Genomic DNA, 15940 nt, shown 5'->3' on the forward strand with positions numbered 1-15940 from the left:
TCATGGAACGCGTCTACATTGGCCTGGGCAGCAACCTCGCTGACCCGGCCGGACAATTGCGCAGCGCCGTTGCGGCGCTGGGGCAATTGCCGCAGACCAGCCTCGCTGGCGTTTCAGCCTTTTATCAAAGCGATTCGCTGTTGCCGGGTCAGCCGCGTTACACCAACGCGGTAGCCGCCCTGGACAGTTCGCTCGCGCCGATAGAGCTGCTCGACGCCTTGCAGGCAATCGAGAATGATCAGGGCCGCGAGCGCCTGGAACGCTGGGGACCACGCACGCTGGATCTGGATATTCTGCTGTTCGGCGATCGGCTGATCGATGAGCCACGGTTGAAAGTCCCGCATTATCAGCTTCAGGAGCGGGCGTTCGTTCTCTATCCCCTCGCTGAACTGACGCCGCAGGATCTGCGCCTTGCCGATGGCCGCGCCCTCTCCGACCTACTGGCCGCCTGCCCGTTCGTCGGTCTGGAACGCCTTCAAACAGATTGATTGCAATCCCCTGTGGGAGCGAGCCTGCTCGCGAATGCGGTGCGTCATTCAACACTGTGTTGACTGATCTGCCGCCTTCGCGAGCAGGCTCGCTCCCACATTGGTTTATTTCAAATCCAGGATTTTGTCAGACAAAAATCCCTCGAATCAGGCCCGCCGCGCCGCTGAATCGCATCAGTAACGCCGGTAACACCGCCCGCGTAACAATGCGGTAACACACGCAATTGACTTCCGCTTGGCTCATCACGACTATAGGCGTCCCGCTGCCGCCAACCCGGCATGAACGGGCGCAATCCAGGCCTTTCAAAGCACGACACCAGACCGTGCGCCTGAGTAGATGAAGAATCACGCGCGTGACTCGCAGCAGTTTCCAGAGCGCCTGAACGAGGATTTTTTACATGCCAGCCATCACCCTGACCACGCTCCAGAGCCTCAAGCAGAAAGGTGAAAAAATCACCATGCTGACCTGCTATGACGCGACCTTCGCCCATGCCTGCAACGAGGCCGGTGTCGAAGTGCTGCTGGTCGGCGACTCCCTCGGCATGGTCCTGCAGGGTCACGACAGCACCCTGCCGGTGACCACGGCGGAAATGGCCTACCACGTCGCCAGCGTCAAACGTGGCAACGGCGATGCCTTGATCCTCGCCGACCTGCCGTTCATGGCCAACGCCACTCTCGAACAGACCATGACCAACAGCGCCATGCTGATGCAGGCCGGTGCGCACATGATCAAGGTCGAAGGTCAGCTGTGGCTGGCGGAGTCGATCCGCCTGCTCGCCGAACGCGGTGTGCCAGTGTGCGCGCACATGGGCCTGACCCCGCAAGCGGTGAACATCCTCGGCGGCTATAAAGTGCAGGGACGCAATGAGAACCAGGCGCGGCAGATGCGTGCCGACGCGATCGCGCTGGAGCAGGCCGGCGCGGCCATGCTGCTGCTCGAGTGCGTACCGAGCGAACTGGCGGCGGAAATCAGCCAGGCCGTGGGCATTCCAGTGATCGGCATCGGCGCCGGTAACGCCACCGACGGTCAGGTGCTGGTATTGCACGACATGCTCGGCCTGTCGATCACTGGCCGCGTACCCAAATTCGTCAAGAACTTCATGCAAGGTCAGGACAGCATCCAGGCCGCGCTGAAGGCTTACGTCAGCGAAGTCAAAGCCACTACGTTCCCCGGCATCGAACACGGATTCTCTGCATGAACACCGTCAAAACCGTACGCGAACTGCGCGCCGCCGTCGCTCGCGCGCGCAGTGAAGGCAAGCGCATCGGCTTCGTGCCGACCATGGGCAACCTGCACAGCGGCCACGTTGCGCTGATCACCAAAGCCACTCAGCGAGTGGATTTCGTCGTCGCAAGCATCTTCGTCAACCCGTTGCAATTCGGCGCCGGCGAAGACCTCGACAAATACCCGCGCACCCTCGCCGCCGACCAGGAAAAACTCCTCGAAGCCGGTTGCGATCTGCTGTTCGCGCCGACGGTTGAAGAGATGTACCCGGACGGCATGGCCGGACAAACCCGGGTCAGCGTGCCGCAACTCTCCGAAGGCCTGTGTGGCGCCAGCCGTCCGGGGCATTTCGAAGGTGTGGCGACGGTGGTCAGCAAGCTGTTCAACATGGTCCAGCCGGACCTGGCGATCTTCGGCCAGAAGGATTACCAGCAACTGGCGGTGATCCGCGCGCTGGTGCATGACCTGAACATGCCGATCCAGATCATCGGCGAGCCGACTGTGCGTGCAGCGGACGGTCTGGCGTTGTCGTCGCGCAACGGCTTTCTCAGTGAAGAGCAGCGTGCCGTGGCGCCGGTGGTGTACCGCGTGCTGAGCAACATTGCCGAAGCGATCAGGCAAGGTGAGCGTGATTACCCGGCGCTGATCGCTGCGCAGTTGCAGGTGCTGGAATCGGCCGGTCTGCGTCCGAATTATCTGGAAATCCGCCATGGCCTGACCTTGCGTCCGGCGGCAGCGCAAGATCGCGATCTGGTGATTCTGGCGGCGGCGTTCCTCGGTACGACGCGGTTGATCGACAACCTGCATCTGAATCTCGACAGCCCGATTTAAGCAGTAACGAATTTCCCTGTGGGAGCGAGCCTGCTCGCGAATGCGGTGTAACAGCTGACATATAGGTCGACTGACACGACGCATTCGCGAGCAGGCTCGCTCCCACAGGTGTTTTGGGTGCTGCTGAAAATTACCTGTCAGCATTCCGACACGTGAAAGCCCCACCGGCACCTCCGTTTGTCGGCCAGATTCCCGTTCGGATGTTAAAAAAGTACAGGGATCTGGTCAGACAAAGTCAAGACAGAACGCGGCGCGAGGTTTACTGTATTCGCCCTGTGTCCGGATATCGTGTCGACGCAGTTGATCCCATGCGCTAAAAGGGCATGGCTGATCTGTACCGTGTTCAAAAGGCCGTTCAAGTAAAAAGGAAAACCGCAGCGATGGCGTATTACCGCACTCCTCACGACGTTACCGCTCTGCCCGCCTGGCAAGCGTTGAAAGATCACCGCCAAGCCATGCAGGATTTCAGCATGCGCGAAGCCTTCAACGCCGATCCGCAGCGTTTCAATCAGTTCACCCTCAGCAGCTGCGGCCTGTTTCTCGATTATTCGAAGAATTTGATCAATGCAGAGACCCGCAACCTGCTGGTGGGTCTGGCCAATGAAGTCGATCTGAAGGGCGCGATCAAAGCGCTGTTCGACGGCGAAATCGTCAACGCTTCCGAAGGCCGCCCGGCCCTGCACACCGCCCTGCGCCGCCCGGTCGGCGACAAGTTGTCGGTCAACGGCGTCAACGTGATGCCGGAGGTGCACAAGGTCTTGAACCAGATCACCGATCTGGTCGGCCGCATCCACGACGGCCTGTGGCGCGGTTACACAGAGAAGCCGATCACCGACGTGGTCAACATCGGCATCGGTGGTTCGTTCCTCGGCCCCGAGCTGGTCTCCGAAGCGCTGTTGTCTTACGCGCAAAAAGGTGTGCGTTGCCATTATCTGGCGAACATCGATGGCAGTGAATTCCACGAGCTGACGCAGAAACTGCGCGCCGAGACCACACTGTTCATTGTTTCGTCGAAGTCGTTCAACACCCTCGAAACCCTGAAGAACGCTCAGGCCGCACGTGCCTGGTACCTGGCGCAGGGCGGTTCCGAAGCCGAGCTGTATCGCCACTTCATCGCCGTATCGAGCAACAACGCCGCGGCTGTGGCCTTCGGCATCCGCGAAGAAAACATCTTCCCGATGTGGGACTGGGTCGGCGGTCGTTACTCGCTGTGGTCGGCGATCGGTTTGCCGATCGCGCTGGCCATCGGCATGTCCAACTTCAAGGAGCTGCTGTCCGGTGCCTACACCATGGACCAGCATTTCCAGACCGCACCGTTCGAACAGAACATGCCGGTGCTGCTGGCTCTGCTCGGTGTCTGGTACGGCAATTTCTGGGGCGCGCAAAGCCACGCGATCCTGCCGTACGACCACTACCTGCGCAACATCACCAAGCACTTGCAACAGCTGGACATGGAATCCAACGGCAAGAGCGTGCGCCAGGACGGTACCTCGGTGTCGACCGATACCGGCCCGGTGATCTGGGGCGGCGTCGGCTGCAACGGTCAGCACGCTTACCACCAGTTGCTGCATCAGGGCACCCAACTGATCCCGGCCGACTTCATCGTGCCGATCGTCAGCTTCAACCCGGTCTCCGACCACCACCAGTGGCTGTACGCCAACTGCCTGTCGCAGAGCCAGGCGCTGATGCTCGGCAAGACGTTGCCGGAAGCCGAAGCCGAACTGCGCGACAAAGGCATGGGCGAAGACGACGTGCGCAAACTCGCACCGCACAAGGTGATCCCGGGCAATCGTCCGAGCAACACCCTGGTGGTCGAACGCATCAGCCCGCGCCGCCTCGGCGCACTGGTTGCCATGTATGAACACAAAGTGTTCGTGCAAAGCGTGGTCTGGGGCATCAACGCCTTCGACCAGTGGGGCGTGGAACTGGGCAAGGAATTGGGCAAAGGCGTTTACAACCGTCTGGTCGGCAGCGACGAGACCGTGGCTGACGACGCCTCGACCCAGGGCCTGATCAACTACTTCCGCGGGCGTCATCGCGGCTAAAACGGCCTTCGGTCTGATGCTGTTCCCCTGTGGGAGCGAGCCTGCTCGCGAAAGCGGTTTTTCATTCAACACCTTTGTTGACTGATACTCCGCCTTCGCGAGCAGGCTCGCTCCCACAGTTGTTTTGACGCATGACTTGAACCTGCGCAGCGCTCGGCGCATCTTTATTCCTGTCGCACCACAAGAATAAGGAACCGTCATGTTCGATATCAGCACGTTCCCCAAAGCCGATGCCGTGCGTCAGGCCGCGCAGTTGAGCCAGGACGAGTATCGGCGCCTCTACCGCGAATCGATTGAACACCCCAGTGCCTTCTGGGCCGAGCAGGCCACGCGTTTTCTCGACTGGAGCACGCCGTGGCAGACCGTTCAGCGCTATGACCTGAAAACCGGTGAAGCGGCCTGGTTTGCCGGCGGCAAGCTCAACGTCAGTTACAACTGCATCGACCGCCACCTCGAACAGCGCGGTGAACAGACCGCCCTGCTCTGGGAAGGCGACGACCCTGCCGAGTCGGCGCAGATCACTTACAACAAACTCCATCACCACGTTTGCCGCTTGGCCAACGTGCTGAAAAGCCGTGGCGTGAACAAAGGCGACCGGGTGTGCATCTACATGCCGATGATCCCCGAAGCCGCCTACGCCATGCTTGCCTGCGCGCGAATCGGCGCGATTCATTCCGTGGTGTTCGGCGGGTTCTCTCCGGATTCGCTGCGCGACCGCATCCTCGACGCCGACTGCCGCACGGTCATCACCGCTGATGAGGGCGTGCGCGGCGGGCGCTTCGTGTCACTGAAAAACAATGTCGACAAAGCCCTGCAAGGTTGCCCGAACGTCAGCACCGTGGTGGTCGTCCAGCGCACTCAGGGCCAGGTCGACTGGGTCGAGGGCCGCGACCTCTGGTATCACCAGGCCGTGCGCGAGGTCGCCGACGATTGCCCGCCGGAACCGATGGACGCCGAGGACCCGCTGTTCATCCTCTATACCTCTGGCAGCACCGGCAAACCCAAAGGCGTGCTGCACACCACCGGCGGCTACCTGCTGCAAGCGGCGATGACGTTCAAGTACGTGCTCGATTACCGCGACGGCGAAGTGTTCTGGTGCACCGCCGACGTCGGCTGGGTCACCGGCCACAGTTACATCGTCTATGGGCCGCTGGCCAACGGTGCGACCACACTGATGTTCGAAGGCGTACCGAGCTACCCGAGCAGTTCGCGTTTCTGGCAGGTCATCGACAAGCACAAGGTCAATATTTTCTACACCGCACCAACCGCCCTGCGTGCGCTGATGCGCGAAGGCGCCGGGCCGTTGAAGGAAACTTCGCGTGCCAGCCTCAGGTTGCTCGGCAGCGTCGGCGAGCCGATCAACCCGGAAGCATGGGAATGGTATTTCAACGTTGTCGGCGAACAGCGCTGCCCGATCGTCGACACTTGGTGGCAGACCGAAACCGGCGGCATCATGCTCAGCCCGCTGGTCAGCGCACAACGGATCAAACCCGGCTGCGCCACGCAACCGATGTTCGGCGTGCAACCGGTACTGCTCGACGAAGTCGGCAAGGAAATCCACGGCGCCGGCAGTGGCGTGCTGGCAATCAAATCGAGCTGGCCGGCGCAGATCCGCAGCGTCTACGGCGATCCGCAGCGGATGATCGACACCTACTTCAAGCCCTACCCCGGCTATTACTTCACCGGCGACGGCGCCCGCCGCGATGAGGATGGCGATTACTGGATCACCGGGCGCATCGACGACGTGATCAACGTCTCCGGCCACCGCATCGGCACCGCCGAGGTGGAAAGCGCACTGGTGCTGCACGACAGCATCGCCGAGGCTGCGGTGGTCGGTTATCCACACGACGTGAAAGGCCAGGGCATCTACGCGTTTGTCACGCCAATGAACGGCACCGAGGCCAACGAAGAGCTGAAGAAAGACTTGCTCGCGCATGTCAGCAAGGAGATCGGCAGCTTCGCCAAACCGGACCTGATCCAGTGGGCCCCGGCACTGCCGAAGACCCGCTCGGGCAAGATCATGCGCCGCATCCTGCGCAAGATTGCCTGTAATGAGCTGGACAGTCTCGGCGATACATCGACGCTGGCTGATCCAAGTGTGGTGCAGGATCTCGTTGATAAACGGCTCAATACTTGAGAGCTGCAAGTTTCCAGCTACAAGCTGCAAGCCAAAGCGGACCGCGCGGCTTTTCGCTTTTAGCTTGCAGCTAGAAACTTGCCGCTTGTAGCTCCGCGACTGCTAAGCTTCGCGTTTTTTCAGCAAGGCGCCCGCATGTCTTCCTTGAATCAGGCGCTGCGCGCCGCCCTCGATCAACGCCAGGACCTGCTCGTTGTGCTGCACAGCCAAGGCACCGATTGCTATCGACTGTTCCACGGCAGCCAGGAAGGCGCCGGCGGCCTGACCATCGACCGCTACGGCCCGCAACTGCTGGTGCAGAGTTTTCATCAGACGCTGGAGCGTGACGACCTGCTGCAACTGCACGCCATCGTCAACCAGACGCTGGGCTTCGATACCTTGCTGGTTTACAACGACCGCTCCCGAGGCAACTCGCGGATCGACCGCGAGGACAGCGTCTACAAAGCCGACGACGCCGCACTGGCCGATCTGGTCGGCCATGAATGGAGCCTGAACTACCGTGTGCGCGGGCGTCATGCCGGGCAGGATCCGCTGCTGTTTCTCGACCTGCGCAACACCCGCGGCTGGGTCAAGGATCACGCGCAAGGCAAAAGCGTGCTCAATCTGTTCGCCTACACCTGTGGTGTTGGCCTCAGCGCTGCGGCGGGCGGTGCACGTGAGGTGTGCAACCTGGATTTTGCCGAGGGCAACCTGGCGGTCGGTCGGGAGAATGGTTTGCTCAACCCGCATCTGCCGGAGATGCAATTCATTCAGTCCGATTACTTTCCGGCGATCCGCCAGCTCGCTGGCCTGCCGATCAGCCAGCGGCGCGGGCAGAAGTTACCGAGCTATCAGCGCCTCGAACAGCGCCAATACGATCTGGTCCTGCTCGACCCGCCGGCGTGGGCGAAAAGTGCCTTCGGCACGGTCGATCTGCTGCGCGACTATCAAAGCCTGCTCAAACCCGCGCTGCTGACCACCGCTGATAACGGCGTGCTGATCTGCTGCAACAACCTGGCAAAAGTCAGCATGGACGACTGGCGCGAGCAAGTGCTGCGCTGCGCCGAGAAAGCGGGCCGCCCGGTGCGCGAATGGAGCGTGATGACCCCGGGGGCCGACTTCCCCTCGCTGGATCAGCAGCCACCGCTGAAGACGCTGATCTTGCAGCTCTAATCCCTCAGGCATGAGCGATTACATTCCCCAGTGGGAGCGAGCCTGCTCGCGAAGGCGCAGTGTCAGTCGACTTGTTTTTCACTGAACCAACGCATTCGCGAGCAGGCTCGCTCCCACCGGGGAGATCTGTTCCTACAGAAATTTCTGAACAATCCTGTCCCACATCAAGCACTTCGGAACCAGAATCGCGTGCCATACTCCAAGGCACTCCGATTCAGACAGATGAAGCCGCACATGCCCAAAGGATTGATTCGCGCGATTGGCGCACTGCTGACAGCCCTGGCCCTCTACAGCCTGCTGGGGTTTCTGATCCTGCCGGGCATTGCCTTGCGTGTAGCCAACCAGCAACTGGCCAACTACGCGACGCTGCCCGCGCACTTGCAGCGCATCGAACTCAACCCGTTCAGCCTTGAAGTGACCCTGTGGGGCCTGGTCATCGGCGAACCGGGCAAGGAACAGGTCGGCTTTGATCGTCTCTACGCCAACCTGCAAATCGACAGCCTGTGGACCAAAGCGCTGCACCTGTCGGACATCGAACTGGACAAACCCAAGAGCGAAATCCTCTTCGCCAAGGACGGCAAGCTCAACCTGCTGGGCCTGTTCAACGTGCCGCCGAGTGAGCCGACACCCGCCGATCCCGACGCCAAGCCATTTCCGCTGCGCATCGACAACATCAAACTGGCCGGCGGCGTCGTGCATTTCGAGGACGCACGCCCCAGCGAGCCGATCGAATTCCTCTACGACGACCTCAGTTTCGAGCTGAAAAACCTCAGCACCCTGCCCGAAGACAGCGCCGACATGACCCTTATCGCGATCGGCCCCGCTGGCGGGCGGATCGACTGGACGGGCAACTTCAGCCTGATCCCGTTCACCTCCGAAGGCACCCTGAAAGTCACCGATGGCCAGATGAAATCCTTCTGGCCCTACGTGCGTGACGCGGTGCCGCTGGTGCTGGAAAACGGCGTCGTCAGCCTCAGCACCGACTACAAACTCAATCTGTCGAAACAAACCGAACTGCTGCTCAACAACGTTGCGGTGAGCATTGCGCCGTTCGCCATCAAGGCCCCGGACGGACGTCCGTTGGCCAGGCTCGAACGTCTCGACGTCAGCGAAACCTCGCTGGACCTGGCCAAACAGCAAGTGGTGGTCGGCAAGATCCGCAGCAACAAGCTGGAAACCTGGGCGGCGCTGGAAGCCGACGGCCAGCTGGACTGGCAGAAACTGTTCGCCAGCCAACCGTCGAAACCGGCCGCCAAAGCCGCTGCCGAACCGGCCGATGCCCCGGCTGCCGCCGACTCGCCGAAGCCTGAATCGACCGTTCCGAGCAAGCCATGGCAGGTGCTGGTCAAGGATGTGCAACTGCGCAACTACACGGTCCATCTCGCCGACCGTTCGGCGCAACCGGCGGTGGCGCTGGACATCACCCCGCTGAACGTCGACCTGCAGGATTTCGACAGCCTCAACGGCTCGCCTTTCAAGCTCAAGCTCGATAGCGGGCTGGGCAAGCAAGGCAAGATCAGCGCCGACGGCACGGTCAATCTGGCCCCGGTCAACGCGCAGCTCAACGTGAAAACCCAAGACGTCGACCTGCGTGTCGCGCAGTCCTACATCAACCCGTTCATTCGCCTGGAACTGCGCAGCGGCATGCTCGGCAGTGACCTCAAGGTCAACCTGAAAAGCACCGAACCACTGGCCCTCAGCGTCACCGGCCGCGCGCAGATCGATCAACTGCACACCCTCGACACACTCAAGACCCGCGACTTCCTCAAATGGCAGCAAGTGGTGGTCGACGGCATCAACTATCAGCACGGCGACAGCCTGTCGATCGACAGGGTCAACCTGTTGCAGCCGTATGTGCGTTTCATGATCAACGACGACCGCACCACCAACGTCGACGACCTGCTGATTCCGCAACCCGCCGACAGCGGTGCAAAAACCACTGCGGCCAAACCGGCCGGCAAGGACAAACCGCTGGGCATTCACATCGGCGCGATTGCTATCAACGACGGTTCGGCCAACTTCGCCGACTTCAGCCTGACGCCGAATTTCGCCACCGCCGTGCAGCAGCTCAACGGTCAGATCGGCACCATCGACAGCCGTCAGGCAAAACCGGCCAGCGTCGACATCAAAGGCAAGGTCGACCGCTATGCGCCGGTGACCATCAAGGGTGCGGTCAATCCGTTCGACCCGATGGCCAGCCTCGACATCGCCACCAGTTTCAAACGCGTCGAACTGACGACCCTGACGCCCTACTCCGGCAAGTTCGCCGGTTACCGCATCCGCAAGGGCCGGCTCAATCTTGATCTGCACTACCTGATCACCAAGGGTCAACTGAAAGCCGAGAACAAAGTCGTCGTCGAGCAGCTGCAACTGGGCGAGAAGGTCGACAGCCCTGATGCAGTGAGTCTGCCGCTGAAACTGGCGATCGCCCTGCTCAAGGACGTCGACGGCAAGATCTCCATCGAATTGCCAGTGACCGGCGACCTGAATAATCCACAGTTCAGCGTGATGCCGATCGTCTGGCAGACCCTGCGCAATTTGATCGTCAAAGCCGCCGCCGCGCCGTTCAAGATGATCGGCGGGCTGGTCAGTGGCGGCGGCTCCGAAGACCTCGGCACGGTGTCCTTCGCGCCGGGCTCCAGCGATCTGAGCAAAGACGCCGAAGCGGCGCTGGTGAAACTGTCGCAAGCGCTCAAGGAGCGTCCGGCGCTGCGCCTGGAAATCGAAGGCACTGCCGCGAAGAGCAGCGACGGGCCACTGTTGGCCGAACAACGTCTGGAACGTGAATATCAGTACAACTACTACAAGATGCTCCAGCGCCGAGGCGATAAAGTCCCGGCCCAGGCCTCGCTGCTGCAAGTGCCCGAAGGCGAGAAAGGCGCATTGCTCGAAGGCATCTACCGCACCCGCCTGAAAACCCAGCCACCGGCAGAATGGAAAGGCCTCGGCAAGGAAGAACGCACGGCGAAAATGCGTCAGGGCGTGATCGCGTTCTGGAGTGGCAGCGATGTACTGCTGCGGCAGTTGGGCCAGGATCGCGCCAGCACCATAAAGGATTACCTGGTCGACAACGGCAAGCTCGAGGATGACCGGGTGTACTTCATCGACGCCAACCTCGGTGAGGCCGAAAGCGATGGCCGCGTGGTGACGCAAATGCACCTGGATGCCGAATGACCCTGCGTAACTGGCTGGCCGTGCTCGCGCTGACGTGCGCCGCTGGCCACGCGTCGGCTTCGGACACCTTGCGCTGCGGCAGCCAATTGATCAGCCTCGGCGACCGCACAAGCGAAGTGCTGCAAAAATGCGGCGAGCCGGTCAGCCGCGACGTGCTCGGCTACAAGCGCAGTGCCAATCGCCGCGAAGAGTTTCAGGTCGAGGAATGGACCTACGGCCCGAACAACGGCATGTACCAATACCTGCGCTTCGAAGGCAATCGCCTGCGGCAGATCACCAGCAAACGCGGAAACTGAACCGAACGAAATCCGCCCTGTGGGAGCGAGCCTGTTCGCGAATACGGTTTGTCTGCGACGAATTTGTCGGCTGACACTACGCATTCGCGAGCAGGCTCGCTCCCACATTGATCTTCGGTCGATCCCACTGGCAGCGCGGTAACTGAGAAGAGCAAAAGATCGCAGCCTTCGGCAGCTCCACATTGGGAATGCATTTCCCGGTAGGAGCTGCCGAAAGCTGCGATCTTTTGATTTTCCAGATAGAACAGGCCCCGACACAAGTGCCGGGGCCTGTAATGGTCACATCCGTGTGACCGTTCGCATGAACTCTAAAGTTGCGGCAGACGTATTGCTCGGCCCGTCTGTCGCGTCTTCTCCCGGTTCAGGCGAGAAGTCTTGCCTTACTCGGCTTTCAGGCCGTCAGCGGATACCGCTTTAACGCCTTTGATTTTCTTGGCAATGCCTACGGCGACTTCTTTCTGCGACTCGGTTACCGCAGTGGTCGACGACAGGGAAACTACACCCTTGTTGGTTTCAACTTTGATGTCGGTGCCTGGAATGCCTTTTTCGGTAACCAGGTCAGCTTTGACCTTGGTGGTGATCCAGGTGTCGCTGGTATCTTGTTTCATTTCGGTAACTTCACCGGCAGCCAGAACCATTGGCGCTTGGGTAGCCTGAGCGGACTGGGCGAAAGCGCCACCAGCCATGGTCAGGGTCAGAGCGGTAGCAGCGGCAGTGATAGCGAACTTCTTCATACGAGTAACTCCTGTTTTTACTGGAAGTCTGCTGTAACGCTTGTCAGCAGGGTTACCGGAGATATTGCGAACGCTGTGCCAACTTTTTCTTCCGCATAAAATCCTTTGAAAACAATGAGTTATGAAAAACCATGATTTTCACTTTCATGCAAAATGCATGACTCAAGGCAATTTCGCATGCAAGTTGCGGTTTTTCGGAAAGTTCATAAGCTGCTGAAATTATTGGAGCTTTTAAAAACCGTTGCGCAATAAAAAGCTCCGCAATTGCGGAGCTTTTTAAGTTGCAGGTGCGTGTCAAACGCCCGGGCAGCTCGTAGTTGTATATTCTTTCGAGCCGGAGAACTTACAGGTCCAGCCAGTGGTAGGACTACGTGTCAGCGTTACGGTCTGGCCGAGAACAGGCGCTGGAGCGTTGAGCAGCGTACAAGTAATAGTACCCGTCCCATCGGCGACTTTTCCGGATGCCGCCAACGTGCAATTCTGCGTGGCCGCTGTGCCGCCGTTCACGTTGGTAATGCTCGGGTCAGTCGATCCGGCATTGATCACGTCTTCAAAATTGACCTTAAGAGCTGATGCTTCCGCAATCCCAGCGGTCACCTTCGACCGCGCCTGATACTTCGAATACTGCGGCAGGGCGATAGTCGCCAGAATGCCGATGATCGCCACGACGATCAGCAGCTCGATCAATGTGAAACCTTGTTGTTTTTTCATAGATACGCTCCATGCATGAGTCGAAATCTCATGGCCTGAACAAGGCTCAGCACAGCTCATGCCAACGCCCTTTCGCCCCCGTCTGCTGGGCGCGCGCATTTCCCAACGCCATTTCCTACAACCGGCAACCGCACTATCTGACACTTTTTGTCACCTGCACGCGCCGTGTTTGGCGCTGTCACTTGACTAGGCTATAAGTCATGAACGGCAAGCGTGCGGAATCCCCATGAATGACATCGCTCTGAGCGGTCTGGCCAAGCAATTGGTCCAGGCCGAACTGCTCACGGAAACAAGCGCCCGGCAATCCTGGGCGCAGGCCCAGCGCAATCGTGTGTCACTGGTCAATTACCTGGTGCACAACAAACTGGTCAACAGCCGGCAGATCGCCGAGATCGCCTCCGAACACTTCGGCATGGCCCTGCTCGACCTCAATTGCCTCGACAAAGAGGTCCAGCCCAAAGGGCTGGTCAGTGAAAAACTGATTCGTCAGCATTGCGCCCTGCCCTTGTGGCGGCGCGGCAACAAACTGTTCGTGGGCCTTTCCGACCCGAGCAATCAGCAAGCAATCAGCGACATCCAGTTCAGCACCGGCCTGAGCACCGAAGCGATTCTGGTCGAGGACGACAAGCTCAGCGACGCTATCGACAAGTTCTTCGACAGCCACACCTCGGGCCTGGAAGAAATGGCCGACGTCGATCTCGACGGCCTCGACGTCGAGTCCATCGATGACAGCAAACAGGACGTGATCGGCGGCCTCGATGCCGACGACGCTCCGGTCGTGCGCTTCGTGCACAAAATGCTGCTCGATGCGATCAAGAGTGGTTCCTCCGACCTGCATTTCGAGCCCTACGAAAAAAACTACCGGGTGCGCATGCGCACCGACGGCATGCTGCGCGAGGTGGCCAAGCCGCCGATTCAATTGGCCGGACGTATTGCCGCGCGTTTGAAGGTAATGGCCAGTCTGGATATTTCCGAACGGCGCAAACCCCAGGACGGGCGGATCAAGATGCGTCTGTCGAAAAGCAAATCCATCGATTTCCGCGTCAACACCCTGCCGACGCTGTGGGGCGAAAAAGTGGTGATCCGGATTCTCGATCCGTCCAGTGCGCAAATGGGCATCGATGCGCTGGGTTATGAGGCTGAGCAAAAGGCCTTGTACCTGGCCGCGCTGAAACAGCCGCAGGGGATGATTCTGGTCACTGGCCCCACCGGCTCCGGTAAAACCGTGTCGCTGTACACCGGGCTGAACATCCTCAACACCGTCGACATCAACATTTCCACCGCCGAAGACCCGGTTGAAATCAACATGGAAGGCATCAACCAGGTCAACGTCAATCCGCGCCAGGGGCTGGACTTTGCCCAGGCGCTGCGTTCGTTTCTGCGTCAGGACCCGGACGTGATCATGGTCGGCGAGATCCGCGATCTGGAAACCGCCGAGATCGCGATCAAAGCCGCGCAGACCGGTCACCTGGTGCTGTCGACCCTGCACACCAACAGCGCCGCGGAAACCCTCACGCGCCTGCACAACATGGGTATTCCCGGTTTCAACATCGCCACCTCGGTCAGCCTGATCATCGCTCAGCGTCTGGCGCGCAAATTGTGCGCGCATTGCAAGCGGCCGCTGGAGATCCCGCACGAAACCTTGCTCAAGGAAGGCTTCCCCGAGGAACGCATCGGTCATTTCACGATCTACGAGCCGGTCGGTTGCGATCACTGCAATGGCGGTTACAAAGGACGCGTGGGGATTTATGAAGTGGTAAAGAACACACCGGACCTGCAACGGCTGATCATGGCCGAGGGCAATTCGCTGGAAATCGACATCCAGATGCGTCGCGACGGTTTCGCCGATCTGCGCACCTCCGGGCTGCACAAGGCCATGCAAGGCATCACCAGCCTTGAGGAAATCAACCGGGTTACCAAGGATTGAACATGGCGGTCAAGGCAGCAAAAGTCAGCGTTTACGCCTGGGAAGGCACGGACCGCAAAGGCAGCAAAGTCACTGGCGAACTGAGCGGGCAGAATCCCGCACTGATCAAGGCGCAACTGCGCAAACAGGGGATCAACCCCGGCAAGGTGCGCAAGAAATCGGCGTCTCTGCTGAGCTTCGGCAAGCGTATCAAGCCGCAGGACATCGCCCTGTTCACCCGGCAAATGGCGACCATGATGAAGGCCGGCGTGCCGCTGTTGCAGTCCTTCGACATCATCGGTGAAGGCTTCGAAAACCCGGCCATGCGCAAACTGGTCGACGAGGTCAAACAGGAGGTCGCCGCCGGTAACAGCTTCGCCACGGCGCTGCGCAAGAAGCCGCAGTATTTCGACGAGTTGTACTGCAATCTGGTCGATGCCGGCGAACAGTCCGGCGCCCTCGACACCCTGCTCGAACGGGTTGCGACCTATAAGGAAAAAAGCGAGGCGCTCAAGGCCAAGATCAAGAAAGCCATGACCTACCCTACCGCCGTGGTGCTGGTGGCGGCGGTGGTGACCGGCATTCTGCTGGTCAAAGTGGTGCCGCAGTTCCAGTCGGTATTTTCCGGGTTCGGCGCCGAACTGCCGGGCTTCACCCTGATGATCATCAGCCTGTCGGAGTTCATGCAACAGTGGTGGTGGGCGATTCTTTTGGCACTGGTGGCAGCGTTTTTCGGCACTCGTCGCGCGTTGAAGACGTCGCAGGCCCTGCGCGACCGTCGCGATACCTGGCTGCTGAAACTGCCGCTGGTGGGCACCCTGATGTACAAGTCCGCCGTCGCGCGTTTTGCCCGCACCCTGTCGACGACCTTCGCGGCCGGTGTGCCGTTGGTGGAAGCGCTCGATTCGGTCGCCGGCGCCACCGGCAATGTGGTGTTCAAGCGCGCGGTGTTGCGGGTTCGTCAGGACGTGTCGACCGGCATGCAGTTGAACTTCTCGATGCGCAGCACCGGCGTGTTTCCCAACATGGCGGTGCAGATGACCGCCATTGGCGAGGAATCCGGGGCACTGGATGACATGCTCGACAAGGTTGCCAGTTTCTATGAAGCCGAAGTCGATAACATGGTCGACAACCTCACCAGCCTGATGGAGCCGTTCATCATGGTGGTGCTGGGGGTCATCGTCGGCGGACTGGTGGTGGCCATGTACCTGCCGATCTTCCAGCTCGGCTCAGCGATCTGA

Annotated in this window: 12 protein-coding genes; 10 read left to right on the top strand and 2 right to left on the bottom strand. The window is 60.1% G+C overall.

Annotated features, from left to right (window positions below; genetic code table 11):
• The first annotated feature begins 2 nt into the window (after positions 1-2).
• The 8 genes from folK to GXB78_RS18690 all read left to right on the top strand — a co-directional run bounded on the left by folK (position 3) and on the right by GXB78_RS18690 (position 11348).
• The gene (gene folK / locus GXB78_RS18655) at positions 3-488 is read left to right on the top strand and encodes a 2-amino-4-hydroxy-6-hydroxymethyldihydropteridine diphosphokinase (RefSeq protein WP_329516528.1); all 486 of its coding nucleotides are present in this window, start codon (positions 3-5) and stop codon (positions 486-488) included.
• A 398-nt stretch (positions 489-886) separates the two neighbouring features.
• Entirely contained in the window at positions 887-1687 is an 801-nt protein-coding gene (gene panB, locus GXB78_RS18660; RefSeq protein WP_329516529.1) for a 3-methyl-2-oxobutanoate hydroxymethyltransferase, read from the top strand.
• Positions 1684-2544: a pantoate--beta-alanine ligase gene (gene panC, locus GXB78_RS18665; RefSeq protein WP_329516530.1), complete on the top strand. Its 861-nt coding sequence runs from the start codon at positions 1684-1686 to the stop codon at positions 2542-2544. Before panB ends, panC begins: the two co-directional genes overlap by 4 nt.
• A gap of 380 nt (positions 2545-2924) precedes the next feature.
• Positions 2925-4589, top strand: a complete 1665-nt coding sequence (gene pgi, locus GXB78_RS18670; RefSeq protein WP_016773160.1) for a glucose-6-phosphate isomerase — start codon at positions 2925-2927, stop codon at positions 4587-4589.
• 199 nt (positions 4590-4788) lie between these two features.
• A complete protein-coding gene (gene acs / locus GXB78_RS18675; RefSeq protein WP_329516531.1) occupies positions 4789-6726 on the top strand; it encodes an acetate--CoA ligase in 1938 nt (645 codons plus the stop codon).
• Positions 6727-6861: 135 nt separating this feature from the next.
• A complete protein-coding gene (locus tag GXB78_RS18680; protein WP_329516532.1) occupies positions 6862-7878 on the top strand; it encodes a class I SAM-dependent rRNA methyltransferase in 1017 nt (338 codons plus the stop codon).
• Between the two features lie 222 nt (positions 7879-8100).
• On the top strand, positions 8101-11052 hold the full coding sequence (locus GXB78_RS18685) for a DUF748 domain-containing protein (RefSeq protein WP_329516533.1): 2952 nt from the start codon (positions 8101-8103) through the stop codon (positions 11050-11052).
• Positions 11049-11348 (top strand): DUF2845 domain-containing protein, encoded by a 300-nt coding sequence (locus tag GXB78_RS18690; protein ID WP_329516534.1) that lies wholly within the window; start codon positions 11049-11051, stop codon positions 11346-11348. Before GXB78_RS18685 ends, GXB78_RS18690 begins: the two co-directional genes overlap by 4 nt.
• Positions 11349-11728: 380 nt before the next feature.
• Here GXB78_RS18690 and GXB78_RS18695 read toward each other — a convergent pair whose 3' ends face one another.
• Entirely contained in the window at positions 11729-12082 is a 354-nt protein-coding gene (locus GXB78_RS18695; RefSeq protein ID WP_016773155.1) for a BON domain-containing protein, read from the bottom strand.
• Between the two features lie 294 nt (positions 12083-12376).
• On the bottom strand, positions 12377-12793 hold the full coding sequence (locus GXB78_RS18700) for a pilin (protein WP_056790436.1): 417 nt from the start codon (positions 12791-12793) through the stop codon (positions 12377-12379).
• Between the two features lie 226 nt (positions 12794-13019).
• Between GXB78_RS18700 and pilB the strand changes: the two genes are divergently transcribed.
• Together pilB and GXB78_RS18710 are read left to right on the top strand one after the other, a co-directional pair.
• Complete coding sequence (gene pilB / locus GXB78_RS18705) at positions 13020-14720, top strand: type IV-A pilus assembly ATPase PilB (protein WP_329516535.1); 1701 nt, start codon at positions 13020-13022, stop codon at positions 14718-14720.
• Positions 14721-14722: 2 nt separating this feature from the next.
• Entirely contained in the window at positions 14723-15940 is a 1218-nt protein-coding gene (locus GXB78_RS18710; RefSeq protein WP_329516536.1) for a type II secretion system F family protein, read from the top strand.

This window comes from Pseudomonas moraviensis subsp. stanleyae (assembly GCF_036283065.1).
GTDB classification, from domain to species: Bacteria; Pseudomonadota; Gammaproteobacteria; order Pseudomonadales; family Pseudomonadaceae; genus Aquipseudomonas; species Aquipseudomonas stanleyae.

Bases quoted from the DNA above. Each gene is read 5' to 3' on its own strand.
- folK (WP_329516528.1), top strand. From the start codon at position 3: ATGGAACGCGTCTACATTGGCCTGGGCAGCAACCTCGCTGACCCGGCC.
- panB (WP_329516529.1), top strand. From the start codon at position 887: ATGCCAGCCATCACCCTGACCACGCTCCAGAGCCTCAAGCAGAAAGGT.
- panC (WP_329516530.1), top strand. From the start codon at position 1,684: ATGAACACCGTCAAAACCGTACGCGAACTGCGCGCCGCCGTCGCTCGC.
- pgi (WP_016773160.1), top strand. From the start codon at position 2,925: ATGGCGTATTACCGCACTCCTCACGACGTTACCGCTCTGCCCGCCTGG.
- acs (WP_329516531.1), top strand. From the start codon at position 4,789: ATGTTCGATATCAGCACGTTCCCCAAAGCCGATGCCGTGCGTCAGGCC.
- GXB78_RS18680 (WP_329516532.1), top strand. From the start codon at position 6,862: ATGTCTTCCTTGAATCAGGCGCTGCGCGCCGCCCTCGATCAACGCCAG.
- GXB78_RS18685 (WP_329516533.1), top strand. From the start codon at position 8,101: ATGAAGCCGCACATGCCCAAAGGATTGATTCGCGCGATTGGCGCACTG.
- GXB78_RS18690 (WP_329516534.1), top strand. From the start codon at position 11,049: ATGACCCTGCGTAACTGGCTGGCCGTGCTCGCGCTGACGTGCGCCGCT.
- GXB78_RS18695 (WP_016773155.1), bottom strand. From the start codon at position 12,082: ATGAAGAAGTTCGCTATCACTGCCGCTGCTACCGCTCTGACCCTGACC.
- GXB78_RS18700 (WP_056790436.1), bottom strand. From the start codon at position 12,793: ATGAAAAAACAACAAGGTTTCACATTGATCGAGCTGCTGATCGTCGTG.
- pilB (WP_329516535.1), top strand. From the start codon at position 13,020: ATGAATGACATCGCTCTGAGCGGTCTGGCCAAGCAATTGGTCCAGGCC.
- GXB78_RS18710 (WP_329516536.1), top strand. From the start codon at position 14,723: ATGGCGGTCAAGGCAGCAAAAGTCAGCGTTTACGCCTGGGAAGGCACG.